The sequence below is a fragment of the Nonomuraea sp. NPDC050786 genome (genome assembly GCF_040654115.1).
Lineage (GTDB): Bacteria > Actinomycetota > Actinomycetes > Streptosporangiales > Streptosporangiaceae > Nonomuraea.
Window position 1 is genome coordinate 214,435 of the sequence record NZ_JBFAHJ010000012.1, and the last position, 17,433, is coordinate 231,867.

Below are 17,433 nucleotides of genomic sequence, written 5' to 3' on the forward strand. Positions count from 1 at the left end.
GTATACGATAAGTCGCCATATGACTGATTTGACGCTGGGCGCGGCTCACCGGACCTTGCGCGACGAGGTCACCGGGGAGCTGCGGCGCCGCATACTCACCGGCGAGCTGGCCCAGGGCGAGCGCCTGGTCGAGGACCGGCTGGCCGCCTCGCTCGGCGTGTCCCGCAACCCCGTGCGCGAGTCCATCCGGGTGCTGGCCGCCGAGGGGTTCGTCGAGGTGGTGCCCAGGCTCGGCGCCACCGTCGCACGGCTGTCCGCCGAGGAGGGCGAGGAGCTCTTCGACGTGCGCATGGCGGTCGAAGGGCTGGCGGCGCGGCTGGCCGCGCGCAAGCGGACGCCCCAGTCCGCCGAGCGGCTGCGCCGGGTGCTCGACCAGGCCAAGGAGGCGGTGGACAGCGGGCGGCTGGAGGAGGTGGCCGACCTCAACACGGCCTTCCACCTGGCCGTGGGCGAGGCGGCGGGCAACTCGTACCTCAGCCTCATGATGAAGCCCATGCTCCTGCGCGCGCAGTGGGTCTTCAGCCAGACCGCCGCCGTACGCGGGCCGCACTCCTGGGCGGAGCACCAGAGCCTGTGCGAGGCCATCGCGGCGGGCGACGAGGACGAGGCGCAGGCCAGGGCTGTCGCGCACGTCGCCGCCGCCAGGCGGTCCTTCCTCGCGGCCGTACGCACGACAAAACCCCCGAACGATTAGAAAACGGTCAGATAACAACGTCGGGTCACGAAACACCAGTGAAATGTCAGGTCTTGTATACAGTCTCCTAAACCTTTCAACGGAGGCCCCCATGAGACCGTCCCCCAGGCTGGTCGCGGCGCTCGCCGTTCTCCCCCTTGCCCTGGCGGCTTGCGGTGGAGGCGGGTCCGCCGGCGCACCCGCGGCCCCGCCCTCCATATCCGACGCCTCAGCCGACAACCGGCCCGTCAAGGGCGGCGGCACGCTCAACGTGGCGCTCAGCGCCGACCCCGACGCGCTCGACCCGAGCATCTCGACCACGCTGGTGGGCCGCGAGGTGTTCGCGAACATGTGCGAGAAGCTCTACGACATCGACGCGCAGGCCAACCTGGTCCCGCAGCTCGCCACCGCCCTGCCCGAAATCTCCGATGACGGCAAGGAGGTGACGATCAAGCTGCGCGAGGGCGTGAAGTTCAACGACGGCACGGCGTTCGACGCCGAGGCGGTCAAGAAGTCGCTGGACCGGCACCGCACCTGGGAGAAGTCCGCGCGCCAGGCCGACCTGGCCGCGGTCTCCAAGGTCACGGTGGCCGACCCCACGACGGTCAAGCTCACCCTGGCGCGCGCGTTCACGCCGCTGACCGCACAGCTCGCCGACCGCGCCGGCATGATCATGTCGCCCAAGGCGCTGGACGCGGGGAACGACAACTTCGGCGCGAGCCCGGTCTGCGTCGGGCCGTTCAAGTTCGCGAGCCGCACCTCCGGCAGCCAGATCGTGCTGGAGAAGGCGCCCGACTACTACGACGCGGCCAAGGTCAAGCTCGACCAGCTCGTATACAAAATCATCGTGGACCCGAACGTACGGGCCGCGAACCTGAAGTCCGGCGACGTGCAGGTGGGCGACAACCTCGCCACCACCACGGTCAAGGGCGTCCAGAGCGACCCCAACCTCAAGGTGGTCTCCGGCGGCGGCCTCGGCTACTACGGCATCACGATCAACACCGGCAACGCCACCGGCTCCACCGAGAAGCCCGGGACGGTCAACACCGCGCTGGCCAAGAGCCCGCAGCTGCGCGAGGCGTTCGAGCTGGCGCTCGACCGCGACCTGATCAACAAGACCGTCTACAACGGCCTGCACGAGGTGGACTGCTTCCCCGTGCCGCTGAACAGCAAGTACCGGGCCGCGGACCTGCGGTGCCCGAAGCGTGACCTGGCCAAGGCCAAGCAGCTCGTGCAGGCGTCCGGCGTGCCGACGCCGGTCCCGGTCACGCTGACCAGCCCCAACGACGCCACCAACGTCCGCCTGGCGCAGGTCATCCAGCAGATGACCAAGGAGGCGGGCTTCAACGTGAGCGTGCAGAGCGCGGAGTTCGTCAGCACGCTCGAGCAGGGCAAGTCCGGCAAGTTCGACGTCCTGCTGAACGGCTGGTCGGGCCGCGTGGACCCGGACGGCAACCTCACGAACCTCATCACCAGCCGCGGCAGCAACAACTACAGCGGCATGTCCGACCCCGGCATCGATGACCCGATCAAGCAGGCCGCCGCGGAGTCGGACCCGGCCAAGCGGGCCGAGCTCTACGCCGCCGCCATGAAGAAGGCCGCCGAGGTGCGCGGGGTCCTGTACCTCTACCACAACAAGTACTACCTGGGCATGAGCAAGAACGTCGCGGGGGTCCAGTACTTCCAGGACGGTCTGCCGCGCTTCGTCACCGCCGGATTCGCCGCGTAATGCTCTGGTTCATCCTCCGACGCTGCGGGTCAGCGGTGATCGTGCTGTTCGTGGCCAGCGTCCTGATCTTCCTGGGGATCAGGGCGCTGCCCGGCGACCCTGCCACGGTCATGGCGGGCGAGGAGGCCTCGCCCGCCGTGGTCGAGGCCATCCGGCACGAGTTCGGCCTGGACAAGCCGCTGCCCGCCCAGTACATCGACTACGTCGGCCAGACCCTGACCGGCAACCTCGGCCGCTCGACGCAGGACCAGCTCCCGGTGATCGACATCATCGCCGAGCGGCTGCCGGTGACGCTGGAGCTGTCGCTGCTGGCCATGCTCGTCGCCATCGTCGTCGGTGTCGGGGCGGGCATCGCGGCCGCCGTCCGGCGCGGCCGGCTCGCCGACTACGTGGCCACCGGGTTCGGCCTGGCCGGCCTGTCGGTGCCGCACTTCTGGCTGGGCCTGCTCGGCATCCTGCTGTTCGCCGTCACCTGGCGCATCCTGCCCGCCTCCGGATACGTCCCCTTCACGCAGGACCCCGCGCAGAACCTCCAGCGCATGATCCTGCCCGCCCTCGTGCTCGGCACCGGCTTCGCCGCCATCCTCATGCGGCAGACCCGATCGGCCATGCTGGGCGCGCTCTCCGCCGACTACGTCAGGACGGCCAGGTCGAAGGGCCTGTCCGAGGCCAAGGTCGTGGGCGCGCACGCGCTGCGCAACAGCCTGACGACCGTCGTCACCGTGCTGGGCCTCCAGCTCGGCGCACTGATCAGCGGCGCAGTGGTGACCGAGCAGATCTTCGTGATCCCCGGGTTCGGCAAGCTGACCGTGGACGCCGTGCTGACCAGGAACTACCCGGTCATCCAGGCCGTCGTGCTGATCACGGTCATCGGGTACGTGCTGGTCAACCTGCTGGTCGACATCGCCTACGCCTTCCTCAACCCCCGGATCAGGCTGTCAGGGGGCACCCGTGACTAAGCTCTGGCGCCGCTTCAGAAGGCGGCCGATGCCGATGGCCGGGCTGGTGCTCGTGGTCGCGTTCGTGCTACTGGCCCTGATCGGCCCGCTGGTGACCGGCGACCCGGCCGCGCAGGACTATCTGGCCACGCTCGCGCCCCCGTCGGGCGCGCACCCGCTGGGCACCGACGACCTGGGCCGCGACGCGTTCGCCAGGATCGCCCACGGCGCGCAGGTGTCCCTGCAGGCCGGGGTGCTCTCCACCCTGCTGGCGATGGTCGTGGGCATCCCGATCGGCCTGGTGGCCGGGTTCTACCGGCGCTGGCTCGACCCCGTGGTGATGCGGCTGGTGGACGTCACGCTGGCCTTCCCGTTCCTGGTCTTCGCGGTGGGCCTGGCGGCGATCATCGGACCCTCGCTGAAGGGCGTGGTGTTCGCCCTGGGCTTCTCACAGCTCCCCGCCGTCATCAGGATCACCCGCGGCGAGGTGCTGGCGGTCAGGGAGATGGACTACGTGGCCGCGGCCATCGCCGACGGCGCGGGCGACGGGCACCTCATCTTCCGTTACGTGCTGCCGAACTGCCTCAACCCGCTCATCGTGCAGGCCACCGTGGCGATCCCAGGAGCGATCATCGGCGAGGCGACCCTGTCGTTCCTGGGGCTCGGCGTGCAGCCGCCCACGCCCTCGTGGGGTGTGATGCTGACGACCGCGCAGCAGTACCTGAGCGACGCGCCCTGGCTGGCCGTCTGGCCCGGGCTGATGATCGCGCTGGCCACGCTCGGCTTCAACCTGCTCGGCGACGGGCTGCGTGACGTGCTGGACCCGAGGAGCGCCCGATGAGCCTGCTGGAGATCACGAACCTCACCGTCGGCTTCGACACCGAGGACGGCCTGGTCCAGGCGGTCAGGGACTTCTCGCTCACGCTGGACGAGGGCGAGATCCTGGCGCTGTGCGGAGAGTCGGGCTGCGGCAAGTCGGTCACCGCGATGTCGGTGCCCAGGCTGCTGCCGCCCGACACGACCAGGCTGTCCGGCTCGGTCAAACTGGACGGGCGCGAGCTCACCACGCTCCCCGAACGGGACATGCGGCAGGTACGCGGCAAGGACGTCTCGGTCGTCTTCCAGGAGCCGATGACCTCGCTGAACCCGTCGTTCACCGTCGGATACCAGATCACCGAGGTCCTGCGCAGGCACGAGCGCCTCTCGCGCCAGGCGGCGGCCGGCCGGGCCGTCGAGCTGCTGGAGCTGGTCGGCATCCCGGCGCCCCTGCGCCGCATGAAGGAGTACCCGCACCAGCTCTCCGGCGGCATGCGCCAGCGCGTGATGATCGCCATCGCGGTGGCCTGCTCGCCGCGGGTGCTGATCGCCGACGAGCCCACCACGGCGCTCGACGTGACGATCCAGGCGGGCGTGCTGGACGTGTTCCGCGACCTGCGCGACCGGCTCGGCACGGCGATCATCCTCATCACGCACGACCTGGGAGTGGTGGCCGACATCGCCGACCGGGCCGTGGTCATGTACGCGGGCCGCGCCGTCGAGCAGGCCCCGGTGACCGAGTTGTTCGCGGAGCCGCGGCACCCGTACACGCTGGGTCTGATGAACGCGCTCCCGTCCGCGGCCGTCAACGGGCGGCTGGCCGAGATCCCCGGCATGGTGCCCTCGCCGCTGACGGACCCCGACGAGTGCGCGTTCCAGGCCCGCTGCCCGCGGGCCCAGGACGACTGCCGGGCGGCCAGACCCCCGCTCGAGCAGCACGCGGACGGCCATCTGGCGGCCTGTTTCCACCCGGGAGGCAAGCGATGATCCTGCGCATCGACAACCTGGTCAAGCATTACGGCCAGGTGCGCGCCGTGGACGGCCTGTCGCTGGAGATCGGCCAGGGCGAGGTGCTCGGCCTGGTCGGCGAGTCGGGCAGCGGCAAGTCCACGGTCGGCAAGTGCGTGCTGCGGCTCACCGAACCCACCTCGGGCGCGATCGAGCTGGACGGCCGCGACATCACCCACCTGTCGCGACGGGCCATGCGCCCGCTGCGCAGGGACGTGCACATGGTCTTCCAGGACCCCTTCTCCTCGCTCAACCCGCGCTTCACGATCGGCCAGATCGTCGCCGAGCCGCTGCTCAGGCACAAGGTGGCCGGCCGGCGCGAGGTGCCGGAGCGCGTGTCGGCCATGCTGGAGAAGGTGGGGCTGCGGCAGGAGATGCGCTCCCGGTACCCGCACGAGCTGTCCGGCGGGCAGCGGCAGCGGGTCGGGCTGGCCAGGGCGCTGATCCTGGAGCCCAAGCTGGTCGTGGCCGACGAGCCGGTGTCGGCGCTGGACGTGTCGGTGCAGGCGTCGGTGCTCAACCTGATCAGCGATCTCCAGCGGGACATGGGGTTCTCCTGCCTGTTCATCACCCATGACCTGTCGGTGGTGGAGTTCCTGGCCGACCGGGTCGCCGTCATGTACCTGGGCCGGATCGTGGAGTCGGGCCCGACGGCCGAGATCTTCGCTGGGCCGCGGCACCCGTACACACAGGCCCTGCTGTCGGCGGCCCCGGTGGCCGACCCGGTCAGGCAGCGGGAGCGGCGCAGGATCGTGCTCGGCGGCGACGTGCCGAGCCCGGTCGACCCGCCTGCCGGGTGCCGGTTCCACACGCGGTGCCCGCTGGCGTACGACGCCTGCCGTACCGAGGAGCCCCTGCTTCAGGACCCTCGCGGGAACGGTCATCCCGCCGCGTGCCATCTTGTAACGGCGGACCGCGTCCCCGACGCGGCCGCGAATCTGTAGAAGGAGAGATCTTGTTCACCACCAGGCCCGAGCTGTCGGGTGACTTCGGCATGGTCGCCAGCACGCACTGGCTGGCCTCGGCCACCGGCATGGGCGTCCTGGAACGCGGCGGGAACGCCTTCGACGCGGCGGTGGCCGCCGGGTTCGTGCTCCAGATCGTCGAGCCGCACCTGAACGGCCCCGGCGGCGAGGTGCCGATCCTGCTGTGGAGCGAGGCCGAGCAGCGGGTGTCCACGGTGTGCGGGCAGGGCGTGGCGCCCGCCGCGGCCACCATCGAGCGCTTCCGCGAGCTGGGCCTGGACATCGTGCCCGGCACGGGGCTCCTCGCGGCCACCGTGCCGGGGGCCTTCGGCGGCTGGATGCTCATGCTGGAGCGCTGGGGCACCTGGTCGCTCGCCGACGTGCTGGCGCCGGCGATCCACTACGCCGAGCACGGGGTGCCGGTGCTGGAGCGCATCTCGGCCACGATCGAGTCGGTCCAAGGCCTGTTCACCCATGACTGGCCGACGTCGGCGGCGACCTGGCTGCCCGGCGGGAACGTCCCCCCGCCCGGGTCGAAGCTGGCCAACCCGGTGCTGGCCGCCACCTACCGGCGGCTGGTCGCCGAGGCCGAGTCCGCGTCGAGCACCCGTGAGGGCCAGCTCGCCGCCGCCAGGAGAGCCTGGTACGAGGGGTTCGTCGCCGAGGCGATCGCCGAGTTCAGCGCCAGGACCGCCTGGCTGGACAGCTCCGGCGACGTGCACGGCGGGCTGCTCACCGGCGACGACCTGGCGGGCTGGTCCGCCACCGTCGAGGAGCCCCTCGCCTTCGACTACCACGGGCACACGGTCTACAAGACGGGGCCGTGGGGGCAGGGGCCGGTGTTCCTGCAGCAGCTCGCCCTGCTGCGGGGCTTCGACCTCGACGCGATGGGCCACCTCAGCGCCGACTACGTGCACACGGTGACCGAGGCCGCCAAGCTGGCCTTCGCCGACCGCGAGGCCTGGTACGGCGACAACCTCGACGTGCCGGTGTCCGACCTGCTCAGCGAGGCGTACAGCGCCGAGCGCCGCACGCTGGTCGGGGCCGAGGCCAGCTTCGAGCTGCGGCCCGGCGCGCCCGGCGGCCGCGCGCCCAGGCTGCCCGACTTCCCCGCGCCCGGCACGGCGAGCGCCGCGCCCGGCATCTCGGGTGCGCGCTCCCCGCAGGGTGTCGGCGAGCCGACCGTGGCCCGTGACGGCACGGTGAAGGGCGACACCTGCCACCTCGACGTCGTGGACCGGCACGGCAACATGGTCTCCGCCACCCCCAGCGGCGGCTGGCTGCAGAGCTCCCCCACCATCCCCGAGCTGGGCTTCTGCCTGGGCACCAGGGCGCAGATGTTCTGGCTGCAGGACGGCCTGCCGGCCTCGCTGCGTCCGGGGACGCGCCCGCGCACCACGCTCTCGCCGTCGTTCGCGCTCAAGGACGGCAGGCCGTGGCTGGCGTTCGGCACCCCCGGCGGCGACCAGCAGGACCAGTGGAGCCTGAACTTCTTCCTCGCCGTCGTCCACGGCCGCCTGAACCTGCAGGAGGCCGTCGACGCGCCCATGTTCCACTCCGAGCACTTCCCCAGCTCGTTCTTCCCGCGCGGCTCCCGTCCCGGCGTGCTGCACGTCGAGGACCGCCTGGACGAGGGCGTGCTCGCGGAGCTGCGGCGGCGCGGGCACGAGGTCGAGGTGCAAGGCCCGTGGACGCTGGGCAGGCTCAGCGCGGTCGCCCGTGACGGCGCGTTCCTCAAGGCCGCCGCCAACCCGCGCGGCGCCCAGGGCTACGCAGTCGGCCGATGACCGATCTGCTCTTCCTGCTGGGCGCCGGCCTGCTGGCCGGTGTGGTGAACGCGCTGGCCGGCGGCGGGACGCTCATCTCGTTCCCCGCGCTGCTGGCGCTCGGCTACCCGAGCCTGACCGCGTCCGTGACCAACGCGGTGGCGCTGTGGCCCGGCTACCTGGGCGGCGTGCTCGGCTACCGGGCCGAGCTGCGCGGCCAGCGGCGCCGGGCGACGGCGCTGTCGATCACGACCGTGCTGGGCGCCGTCGCGGGCAGCGCCCTGCTCCTGCTCACGCCGGGCCGGCTGTTCGAGTCGCTGGTGCCGTGGCTGGTGGCCTTCGCCAGCCTGGCGCTGCTGGCCCAGCCGTGGCTGCGCAAGCGCTTCGGCGGCGAGGCCGGCGGGCCGCCCAGCAAGATGGTGTACGCGGGAGTCTTCCTGGGCGGCTGCTATGGCGCCTACTTCAACGGCGGCATGGGCGTGCTGCTGCTGACCGTGCTCGGCATGTTCCTGCACGACAACCTGCATCGCGTCAACGCCGTGCGCGCCACGCTGTCGCTGGTGACCAGCACGGTGTCGGTCGTGGCGTTCGCCCTGTTCGGGCCCGTGCAGTGGCAGGCCGTGGCGGTGGTCGCGCCGGCCAGCCTGGCGGGCGGGTTCCTGGGCACCCGCGTGGCCAGGCTCATGTCGGCCAAGGTCCTGCGCGGCGTCGTCGTCGCGTTCGGCCTGGGCGTGGCCGTGGCGCTGGCCCTGCATTAGGCGCGCATCTCAGGCGACGGTGGCCTCGATGAGGTCGTCCACGACGTCGGCCAGGTCGTTGCCCCTGGCGTGCACCCGGCGCTGGCGCATGGCTCCCGAGCCCTTCGCCAGCAGCCGGTCCAGCCCGTCCTGGACGAACGCCAGGTCGCCCGCCTCCGCCAGCGCCGGCCGTACGTGCGCAAGGAGGCGGCGCGCCATCACTGGCGCGGGCACGAGCGTGCCCTGCCGCACGTCCATGCTGTCACCCGTCAGCCCGTCGCGGGCGGCGCGCCAGTAGGCGGCGCGCAGCACCTCCGACGGGACGGGTAACCCGCGGTCACCCCGCCGCACCGCGGCCAGCGCGGTCACGACCAGCGCGCGGACGAGCCCGATCAGCGTGAGGCTGTCGCTCACGTCGAGCGGCACGTCGGCCACCCTGATCTCGACCGTGGGCAGCCGGGGCGACGGCCGGGCGTCCCAGTAGACCGTCTTGGGGTCGAGCAGTGCGCCCGACTCGGTGAGCGCGCGCAGGGCCAGCTCGTAGTCGCCGAACGACGGGAAGTACGGCGGCGCGCCGGACACCGGCCAGCGGCCCCAGCTGATCACCCGCCAGGACGCGTAGCCCGTGTCGCGGCCCGCGAAGAACGGCGAGTTGGCGGCCAGCGCGATCAGCGTGGGCAGCCAGGGACGCAGGTGGTTGCCGACGAAGACGGCCTGCTCCTGGTCGGGCACGTCCACGTGCACGTGCAGGGCACAGATGCAGATCTCGTCCTGGAGCGCCCGGTAGAGCACCCTGCCCCGCAGGTAGCGGACGTCGTCGGTGAGCGGAGGCGACATGACGTTCCCCAGCACGGGGATGCCGCTGGCGACCACGGCGAGCCCGCACGAGCGGGCCGCCGCGGCCACTCCCTTGCGCACGGTACGCAGTTGCGAGCCCAGCTCGCAGAGGTCGGCGGAGGGCGGCGTGCGAGCCTCCACCTGGAACCTGGTGATTTCGTACACCACGTCGAGCACATCCGTCGCCGCGGCCAGGACCTCGGCCGCTCGGGGAGCCACGTGGCGGGTGCGGGGATCGACGACGAGGTATTCCTCTTCGATCCCGATCAACGGAACCATGCCCACACCTCGCTGGGGAGTCCAGAACTCTCCGGAATGAGGTTGTGCCCGTCCCCCAGCCTCTGGAAAACCCGTTCGGCAAACGGTTGTCAGACGGGGCCGTAAAGGGCGTGGGGAAATCCCGTGGACATGGCCCAGTAACGGTCGCCGTACGACCAGTGCCACCACTCCGTGGGGTAGTTGACCAGGCCGGTCGGCTCCAGGGCGGCGGCGAGGACCTTGCGGTGATTACGGGCCTCGGCGGAGATGTTGGGGGCCTGCGTGTAGCAGGCGCCGTCGCTCTGCTCCGGATTGTCGTTGACCTGGGTGCCCATGTCGTACTCGACGCCGTCGGGATCGCACAACGTCAGGTCCACGGCGGCGCCGGCGGTGTGGGGGGCGACCTCGACCGGGGACACATACCGACTCGCCGCGATATATGCCTCTTCGGGGGAAATTTCAGGGAAGGTGCGCTGGAGCTCCGCCCGGTACCCGTCGAAGATGCGGCGCTGCGTCTCGATGGGCCGGTAGCCCTCGACGATCAGCAGGTGGAAGCCGCCGGGCAGCAGGCGCTCGGCCTGCTGCAAGCGGTCGAGCAGGCCCGAGCGCAGATGCGCGTACGCGCCCTGGTCGTCCGCCAGGCGCCCGTCCACGCGCAGCCGCCCGCGCACGTCGGCCAGCGGCTCGCCGCACTCCCGCACGGGGATCCCGGTCACCCGGGGATCGGAGATCAGGACGACATCGTTGGGGGACTGCCACATGGGCAGAAATTCTCACACAGTGTCGGAGAAGACCTGCTCCCGGGCCTGCTCCAGAGCCGCCACCAGCGCGCCACGCAGCACCGGGTTGCCCGCGACCCCCGTCGTGACCACGGTGGGCCGGCTCAGGCACACGCGGGCCACCGCCTCCTGCACCTTGGCGGCCAGCCGCGCGCCGCCCGCCCTGCCGATCTCGCCGCTGAGCACGATCAGGCCGGGATCGAGCACGACGGTCACCGCCGCCGCGCCCACGGCCAGCCGTCCCGCCACCTCGTCCAGGTAGCCGTCGTCGCCGTCGCGCACCAGGTCGGGCACCGACTCACCGGTGACGCCGTGCCGCTCGGCCAGCTCGCGCAGCGCGGCGTGGCCCACCAGGCGCTGGAACGAGCCGGACTGCGGCTCCGCGACGTCGGACGGCAGCGGCTCGCCGGGGACCGGCAGCCAGCCGATCTCACCCGCTCCCCCGCCGATGCCCCGGTGCAGCCGGCCACCCAGCATGACGCCGAGGCCCTGTCCGACACCGGCCCAGATCACCACGAAGTCGTCGTGGCCGACGGCCGCGCCGTGCTTGTGCTCGGCGAGGGCGACCAGGTTGACGTCGTTCTCGATGGTGACCGAGGTGCCGAGCGTCTGACGCAGGCTGGCCAGCACGCCGACGTGCCAGTCCTGCAGGTCGTACGACCAGCGCACGTCACCGGTGGCCGGGTCGACCACGCCCCGCGTGCCGATGACGAAGGCGCGCAGCCGCGACAGGCCGACGTTCGCCGTGTCGCAGGCCCGCTGCACGGCCTCGTGGACCGCCTTGACCGGGTCGCGGCCGTCGGACGGGTTGACCGTGATCTCCACGACCACCCTGCCGGTGATGTCCGCCACGGCGACCCGGATGCTGTCGGGCAGGACCTCGAGGCCGGCGACGTAGGCGCTGGAGGGCACGACGGCGTACACGGCGGCGTGCGGCCCCCTGCCTCCGGCGCGCTCGCCCGCCACCTCCACCAGCCCCCGCTCCTCCAGCCGCGCGAGCAGCTGGCCGGCGGTCACCTTGGAGAGCCCGGTCCGTTCCCCCAGCTCGGCCCGGGTGAGCGGGCCGTCCACAAGGAGCAGTTCGAGCGCCGCGCGATCGTTCAGCCTGCGCAGCAGCCGGGGGACCCCCGGGCTTCGACTCATTAGCGCACCCCTCTCGTCACGAATGGCTAACGGGCGTTTCTTTTAAGAAAGTTTCTTGTTAGTTTAGCAGCGCCGTTCGACATTTGACGATCAGCCTGGTGCGGACCGTAGGCCGGCACCCGGGAAGGGAGAACCCTGTGAGGATCGCGAAGATCACAGCCGCTACGGTCACCTCGGCCGCACTGGCCCTGGGCCTGGCCGCCTGTGGCTCCGGCGAGGCGCCCACGTCCTCACCCAGCGCGGCCGCGCCCGCGAGCAGCGGCCCCAAGTACGCGGGCAAGACGCTGACGTTCTGGCGCCTGGGCGACAGCAACCCCGCCGCCAAGAAGTACACCGACGAGCTGACCGCCGAGTTCGAGAAGCAGACCGGCGCCAAGGTGAACGTGGAGTGGATCCCCTGGCCGCAGGTCAACGACAAGTTCACGGCCGCGGCCGCCGGCGGCGCCGGCCCTGACGTGACCGAGATCGGCAACGACCAGGTCCCGCTCTGGCAGAGCCAGGAGGCCCTGGAGCCGATCACCGACATCGTCGCGGCCGGCGACCAGGCCCAGATCCCCAAGAACCTGATGGGCCTCGAGACCATCGACGGCGAGACGTACGCCGTGCCGTGGGGCGGCGGCAGCCGGGCGGTGCTCTACCGGGCCGACTGGTTCAAGGAGCTCAAGATCGAGGTCCCCAAGACCTGGGACGACCTCGTGGCCGCGGCCAAGAAGATCCAGGCCAAGAAGGGCAAGGACGTCGACGGCTTCGCCTTCAACGGCGGCTCCGACGCCAACCACCTGCTGGGCGCCCTCGCCTGGACCGCCGGCGGCGACTACGCCGTCAAGGAGGGCGACAAGTGGGTCGGCAAGCTCACCGAGCCGGGCTTCAAGGAGGGCTTCGCCCAGTACACCAGCCTGGTGACCGACGGCCTGTCCAGCAAGTCGCGCCTCAACCAGAACAGCAGCGAGATCCGCACCCGCTTCTCCAACAACAAGGTCGGCATGTACCTCACCGCGTCGTGGGACCTGGCCACCATCGCGGAGGAGAGCAAGGGCAAGATCAAGGGTGACAAGGTGGCCTTCTTCCCGCTCCCGTCCAAGGCGGGCGGCGAGGCGCAGTCCTTCCTCGGCGGCAACGACATCGCTGTGTGGGGCTCCTCGAAGGAGAAGGAGGCGGCCAAGGAGTTCGTGAAGCTGGCCTCGGACAAGCAGTGGGGCGTGAAGTACGCCACCGACGGCGGCCTGCTCCCCGTCTACCCCGAAGCCCTGGCGGCCCTGTCCAGCGACCCGGCGCAGGCGCCGTTCGCCGCCGCCTTCGCCAAGGCCAAGGCCTTCCCCGCCGACCCGCAGTGGACGGAGGCCAACGAGACCAAGGCGGTGCTGCAGAACGCGGCCCGCAAGGTCATCGAGGGCAAGGCGAGCGCGGATGACGCGCTGGCCGCGGCCAACAAGGAACTCGAAGACATCCTCAACGCCTCCTGACACCTATGACGAACACGTCAACGCTCGCCCGGGGCGGAGGCCGCGCCTCCACCCCGGGACCGCGCCGCGCGAACCGGCCCGCGCGGGGCGCCGGGCTCCCCACCTGGTCGATTCCCTACGTCCTGCTGATCCCGGGACTGCTGGTCATCGGGGCACTGCTGCTCTACCCGCTGGTCCAGATGGTGATCATCTCCTTCCAGAAGGTGGGCCTCGTCCAGATCTCGGGCAGGAAGCCGGCCACCTGGGTCGGCATCGACAACTACACCAACATCCTCAAGAACGAGATCTTCTGGACCTCGCTCCGCAACACGGTGGTGTTCGCCGCCATCGCGGTGCCGCTCACGCTGATCCTCGGCACGGCCGTCGGAGTGCTGCTGCACCGGCTCGGCAAGAAGATGTCGCTGTTCGTCATCATCGGAATCATGTTCGCCTGGGCGGTCCCGCCGGTGGCGCAGGGCGTGATCTGGCGCTGGCTGTTCGACTCCGAGGCCGGTGTCATCAACTGGGCGCTCAACCTGCTGCCCGCCTGGCTGACCGGCCGGGCCGACTGGACCGGGCAGCCGTGGCTCAACGACGCCTGGTCCGTCTACATGGTGCTGATCATCTGCGTGGTCTGGGCGGGCTTCCCGTTCATCGCGGTCTCGGTGCTCGCCGGGCTCAAGGGCATCCCCGCCGAGCTCTACGAGGCCGCCAAGGTGGACGGATCGGGAGCGTGGCGCACGTTCAGGAAGATCACCTTCCCGCTGCTCAAGCCGGTGTTCGCGGTGCTGACCGTGCTCTCGATCATCTGGGACTTCAAGGTCTTCGCCCAGCTGTACGTGCTGACCGGCACCTCCAACCGCGAGGCGTACAACCTGTCGATGTACGCGGTGACGGAGGCGTTCAAGGCCCCGCCGAAGATGGGCTCGGGCGCGGCCATCGCGGTGGTGCTGACCGTGATCCTGCTCATCGTCACCGCGGCCTACATCCGCCAGATGTTCAAGCAGGAGGAGCTGTGATGAGCCCGCTGGCCCGCAGGCGCCTGGGCAAGGTCGCGCTCAACGCGGCAGGCGTGCTGGTCTTCGTGATCGCCATCTTCCCCGTCTACTGGATGGCCTCCACCGCCTTCAAGGCGAACGACCAGATCTTCACCACCGACTTCGTCCCGTTCCCCACGCACTTCACCTTCGAGCACATCACCCGCGTGCTCACCGACGGCGTGGCCGAGCACTCGATCTGGCTCTACCTGCGCAACAGCGCCATCGTGGCACTCGGCACGGTCCTGATCGGCGCGGTCTTCGCGCTGCTGTCGGCGACCGCGGTGGCCCGCTTCCGGTTCAAGGGCCGCACGGCGTTCCTGGCACTGCTGCTGATCGCGCAGATGATCCCGGCCGAGGCGCTGGTCATCCCGCTCTTCCTTAGCGTCAAGCGCCTCGGCCTGTACGACCAGTTGCTCGGCCTCATCGTCACGCAGGTGGCGCTGACGCTGCCGTTCGGGATCTGGATGCTGCGCACGTTCGTGGCCGCCGTGCCCAAGTCGCTGGAGGAGGCGGCCTGGATCGACGGCGCGAGCCGGCTCACCACGTTCTGGAAGGTGCTCTTCCCGCTGGTGGCCCCGGGCCTGGTCGCGACCAGCATCTTCTCGTTCATCACCGCGTGGAACGAGCTGATCATGGCGCTGTACCTGATCAGCGACCCGACCAAATACACCATGCCCGTCGCCCTGCAGTACTTCTTCGGCCAGAAGGGCACGGACTGGGGCGCCATCATGGCCAGCTCCACGATGATGACCATCCCGGTCGTCATCTTCTTCCTGCTGGTACAGCGCCGCATGGTCTCCGGCCTGGTCGCCGGGGCCGTGAAGGGCTGACATCCCGCTGGTCGGACGCCTGTCCGAGCATGCCTACATTCCGATGAGGAGCCATGAGTCAGAGTGATCGGGGGCTGCGCCGTCTCGCGGCCGGCACACTGCTCGTCGCCTTCCAGGGGACGACGGCGCCCGAATGGGTGCTGCGCGAGCTGGAGCACGGCCTGGGCGGCGTCACGCTCTTCGGCTTCAACGTGGCCGACCCCGGCCAGGTACGCGAGCTGACCACCGCGCTGCGGGGAGCGGGTGAGCCCGTCATCTCGCTGGACGAGGAGGGCGGCGACGTGACGCGGCTGGCGTACCACGTCGGCAGCCCGTACCCGGGCAACGCAGCGCTCGGGGCGGTGGACGACGTCGAGCTGACCCGCCGCGTCTACCGCGCGATCGGCTCGGAGCTGGCCGCCTGCGGCATCAACCTGGACATGGCGCCCAGCGCCGACGTCAACACCGAGGCCGACAACCCGGTGATCGGCACCCGCTCGTTCGGCGCCGACCCGGGGCTGGTCTCCAGGCACACGGTGGCGGCCGTACAGGGCCTGCAGTCGGTGAACGTGGCGGCCTGCGTCAAGCACTTCCCCGGCCACGGCGCGACCCGGGTGGACTCGCACCTGGCGATCCCGGTCGTGGACGTGAGCATCGACGTGCTGCGCGAGCGCGAGCTGGCCCCGTTCCGCGCGGCCATCGGGGCGGGGACGAGGTCGCTGATGACCGCGCACGTCGCGGTGCCGGCGGTGACGGGCGAGACGCCCGCCACGCTGTCCGGCGCCGCGCTGACCGGGCTCCTCAGAGGAGAGCTCGGCTACGACGGCGTGGTCGTGACCGACGCGCTGGACATGCACGCGATCACCAGGAGCGTGGGGCTGGCCGGTGGCGCCGTGCTGACGCTGGCGGCCGGGGCCGACCTGCTCTGCCTGGGGCCGTTGCCCACGTACGACGACGTCCAGGCCATCATCGCGGAGATCGTCTCCTCGGTCCGCGAGGGCCGCCTGTCGCCGGACCGGCTGGAGGAGGCGGCGGCGCGAGTGGCGGCGCTCCGGGCCTGGTCGGCGACGCCCGCGCCCGTCGCGGCCGAGCAGAACGGGGTGGGCCTGCACGCCGCGCGCCGCGCCGTGCGGCTCACCGGAGAGACGGAGCCTCTGATCGAGCCCCTGGTGATCGAGGTGGACACCCCGCCGACGATCGCCGTGGGCGACGTGCCGTGGGGCGTGGGGCCGTGGCTGCCGGACGCCGAGATCGTCCGGATCGAGCCCGCGGCCGCCGACGTCCCTGCCCTGCTGGCCACGGCCGCGAACCGGTCGCTGGTCGTCGTGGTCAAGGACGCGCACCGCCACCAGGCCAGCCAGGAACTGCTCTCCGCGCTGGTGGCGGCCCGCCCCGACGCGACGGTGATCGAGATGGGGCTGCCGGTGTGGCGGCCCGGCAGCGCCGCCTACATCGCCACGTACGGGGCGGCCAGGGCCAACGCCCAGGCCGCCGTCGAGCTCCTCACCGCCTAGCCGGTGGCTATGCCGGCCACAGGCCGAGATCGTGGGTCTTCACCGCCACCAGGACGGCGAGCAGGACGAGCATCGCGCCCATCGCGGCAAGATGATATTTACGCGGCAGATAAGCCAGCGTGAGCGCGGTCCCGCCACCCACGATCAGGCCGCCCAGATGCCCCTCCCAGGAGCTGAACCCGGCCGAGACGACCAGCCAGATCAGGAAGAAGACGATGAGCCGGCCACCCCCGAGCGGGTCGTGGCCGAGCCGCCGGCTGAAGACGAAGTACGCCGCCCCCAGCCCGAAGATCGCCCCCGAGGCGCCGACCGCGGCCGTGTCGGGCGAGATGAGGTACTCGAAGACCGAGCTGCCCACGGCCGCCAGCAGGTAGAGCCCGGCGAAGCGGAGCCTGCCCAGCATCTCCTCGACCACCCGGCCGAGGGTCCACACCCAGTACAGGTTGAAGACGATGTGCAGGATGCCGAAGCCGCCCTCGGTGGGCTGGAGGTGCAGGAAGTTGGCGGTGACGAGCCGGTACCACTCGCCGGCCGCCACACCCACGGGCTCCAGGCCCGTGTCGCTGTCGTAGACGTAGTACCGGCCGTCCACGTCGCGCAGCCCGATGCCCAGGCCGTCCAGCCGGTCCACGATCGAGGGCATGGCGATTTGCGCGGCGTAGGCCAGCACGATGGCGGCGATCAGGACGTAGGTCACCACCGGAACGGCGGACACCTTGCCGCCGAAGACGGTCCTGGCCTGCCGCACCGACTTGTTGCCCTCGCGTACGCACTCGACGCACTGATGGCCCACGGCCGCGTCTCTCATGCAGTCGGGGCAGATGTAGCGGTCACAGCGGGTGCAGCGGACATAGGTCTCGCTCTTGGGGTGCCGGTAGCACGTCGGCACCCCGGCGATCTGCTCTTCCATGTCCCTTCACGTCCCTCCACACCTTCACGCGGCTCCGGCGGAGAGCGAGGGTATCGAATCGCCGACATG

General features: G+C 70.9%; 16 protein-coding genes. 12 read left to right on the forward strand and 4 right to left on the reverse strand.

The window, feature by feature from the left end; genetic code table 11:
- Positions 1 to 19: 19 nt before the first annotated feature.
- The 8 genes from AB0H84_RS23430 to AB0H84_RS23465 all read left to right on the forward strand — a co-directional run bounded on the left by AB0H84_RS23430 (position 20) and on the right by AB0H84_RS23465 (position 8,653).
- Entirely contained in the window at positions 20 to 694 is a 675-nt protein-coding gene (locus AB0H84_RS23430; RefSeq protein ID WP_357607721.1) for a GntR family transcriptional regulator, read from the forward strand.
- 91 nt (positions 695 to 785) lie between these two features.
- Positions 786 to 2,402: an ABC transporter substrate-binding protein gene (locus AB0H84_RS23435; RefSeq protein WP_357607724.1), complete on the forward strand. Its 1,617-nt coding sequence runs from the start codon at positions 786 to 788 to the stop codon at positions 2,400 to 2,402.
- On the forward strand, positions 2,402 to 3,361 hold the full coding sequence (locus AB0H84_RS23440) for an ABC transporter permease (RefSeq protein ID WP_357607727.1): 960 nt from the start codon (positions 2,402 to 2,404) through the stop codon (positions 3,359 to 3,361). The genes AB0H84_RS23435 and AB0H84_RS23440 overlap by 1 nt, the downstream gene beginning before the upstream one ends.
- Positions 3,354 to 4,181 carry an ABC transporter permease gene (locus tag AB0H84_RS23445; protein ID WP_357607730.1) on the forward strand — a complete coding sequence of 276 codons (828 nt, stop codon included), beginning with the start codon at positions 3,354 to 3,356 and terminating at the stop codon, positions 4,179 to 4,181. The genes AB0H84_RS23440 and AB0H84_RS23445 overlap by 8 nt, the downstream gene beginning before the upstream one ends.
- Entirely contained in the window at positions 4,178 to 5,143 is a 966-nt protein-coding gene (locus tag AB0H84_RS23450; RefSeq protein WP_357607734.1) for an ABC transporter ATP-binding protein, read from the forward strand. The genes AB0H84_RS23445 and AB0H84_RS23450 overlap by 4 nt, the downstream gene beginning before the upstream one ends.
- Positions 5,140 to 6,108, forward strand: coding sequence for an oligopeptide/dipeptide ABC transporter ATP-binding protein (locus AB0H84_RS23455; protein ID WP_357607737.1), 969 nt, complete (start codon positions 5,140 to 5,142; stop codon positions 6,106 to 6,108). The genes AB0H84_RS23450 and AB0H84_RS23455 overlap by 4 nt, the downstream gene beginning before the upstream one ends.
- Positions 6,109 to 6,158: 50 nt before the next feature.
- On the forward strand, positions 6,159 to 7,916 hold the full coding sequence (locus AB0H84_RS23460; RefSeq protein ID WP_357607843.1) for a gamma-glutamyltransferase family protein: 1,758 nt from the start codon (positions 6,159 to 6,161) through the stop codon (positions 7,914 to 7,916).
- Complete coding sequence (locus AB0H84_RS23465) at positions 7,913 to 8,653, forward strand: sulfite exporter TauE/SafE family protein (RefSeq protein WP_357607740.1); 741 nt, start codon at positions 7,913 to 7,915, stop codon at positions 8,651 to 8,653. The genes AB0H84_RS23460 and AB0H84_RS23465 overlap by 4 nt, the downstream gene beginning before the upstream one ends.
- 9 nt (positions 8,654 to 8,662) lie before the next feature.
- Here AB0H84_RS23465 and AB0H84_RS23470 read toward each other — a convergent pair whose 3' ends face one another.
- From AB0H84_RS23470 to AB0H84_RS23480, 3 genes are all read right to left on the reverse strand, one after another.
- A complete protein-coding gene (locus tag AB0H84_RS23470; RefSeq protein WP_357607743.1) occupies positions 8,663 to 9,748 on the reverse strand; it encodes a glutamate--cysteine ligase in 1,086 nt (361 codons plus the stop codon).
- A gap of 89 nt (positions 9,749 to 9,837) precedes the next feature.
- Complete coding sequence (locus tag AB0H84_RS23475; protein ID WP_357607746.1) at positions 9,838 to 10,488, reverse strand: M15 family metallopeptidase; 651 nt, start codon at positions 10,486 to 10,488, stop codon at positions 9,838 to 9,840.
- A gap of 12 nt (positions 10,489 to 10,500) precedes the next feature.
- Positions 10,501 to 11,649, reverse strand: coding sequence for an ROK family transcriptional regulator (locus AB0H84_RS23480; protein WP_357607749.1), 1,149 nt, complete (start codon positions 11,647 to 11,649; stop codon positions 10,501 to 10,503).
- Between the two features lie 137 nt (positions 11,650 to 11,786).
- Between AB0H84_RS23480 and AB0H84_RS23485 the strand changes: the two genes are divergently transcribed.
- Genes AB0H84_RS23485 through AB0H84_RS23500 form a run of 4 tightly spaced genes read left to right on the forward strand, consistent with a single transcriptional unit; the run spans position 11,787 to position 16,454 of the window.
- Positions 11,787 to 13,112, forward strand: coding sequence for an extracellular solute-binding protein (locus AB0H84_RS23485; RefSeq protein ID WP_357607752.1), 1,326 nt, complete (start codon positions 11,787 to 11,789; stop codon positions 13,110 to 13,112).
- A gap of 5 nt (positions 13,113 to 13,117) precedes the next feature.
- Positions 13,118 to 14,110 (forward strand): sugar ABC transporter permease, encoded by a 993-nt coding sequence (locus AB0H84_RS23490; protein ID WP_357607755.1) that lies wholly within the window; start codon positions 13,118 to 13,120, stop codon positions 14,108 to 14,110.
- Positions 14,110 to 14,961 carry a carbohydrate ABC transporter permease gene (locus tag AB0H84_RS23495; RefSeq protein WP_357607758.1) on the forward strand — a complete coding sequence of 284 codons (852 nt, stop codon included), beginning with the start codon at positions 14,110 to 14,112 and terminating at the stop codon, positions 14,959 to 14,961. Before AB0H84_RS23490 ends, AB0H84_RS23495 begins: the two co-directional genes overlap by 1 nt.
- Positions 14,962 to 15,014: 53 nt before the next feature.
- Positions 15,015 to 16,454, forward strand: coding sequence for a glycoside hydrolase family 3 protein (locus AB0H84_RS23500; protein WP_357607761.1), 1,440 nt, complete (start codon positions 15,015 to 15,017; stop codon positions 16,452 to 16,454).
- A gap of 7 nt (positions 16,455 to 16,461) precedes the next feature.
- Here the strand turns inward: AB0H84_RS23500 and AB0H84_RS23505 are convergent, their stop codons facing one another.
- Positions 16,462 to 17,364, reverse strand: coding sequence for a rhomboid family intramembrane serine protease (locus tag AB0H84_RS23505; protein WP_357607764.1), 903 nt, complete (start codon positions 17,362 to 17,364; stop codon positions 16,462 to 16,464).
- Positions 17,365 to 17,433: the final 69 nt, after the last annotated feature.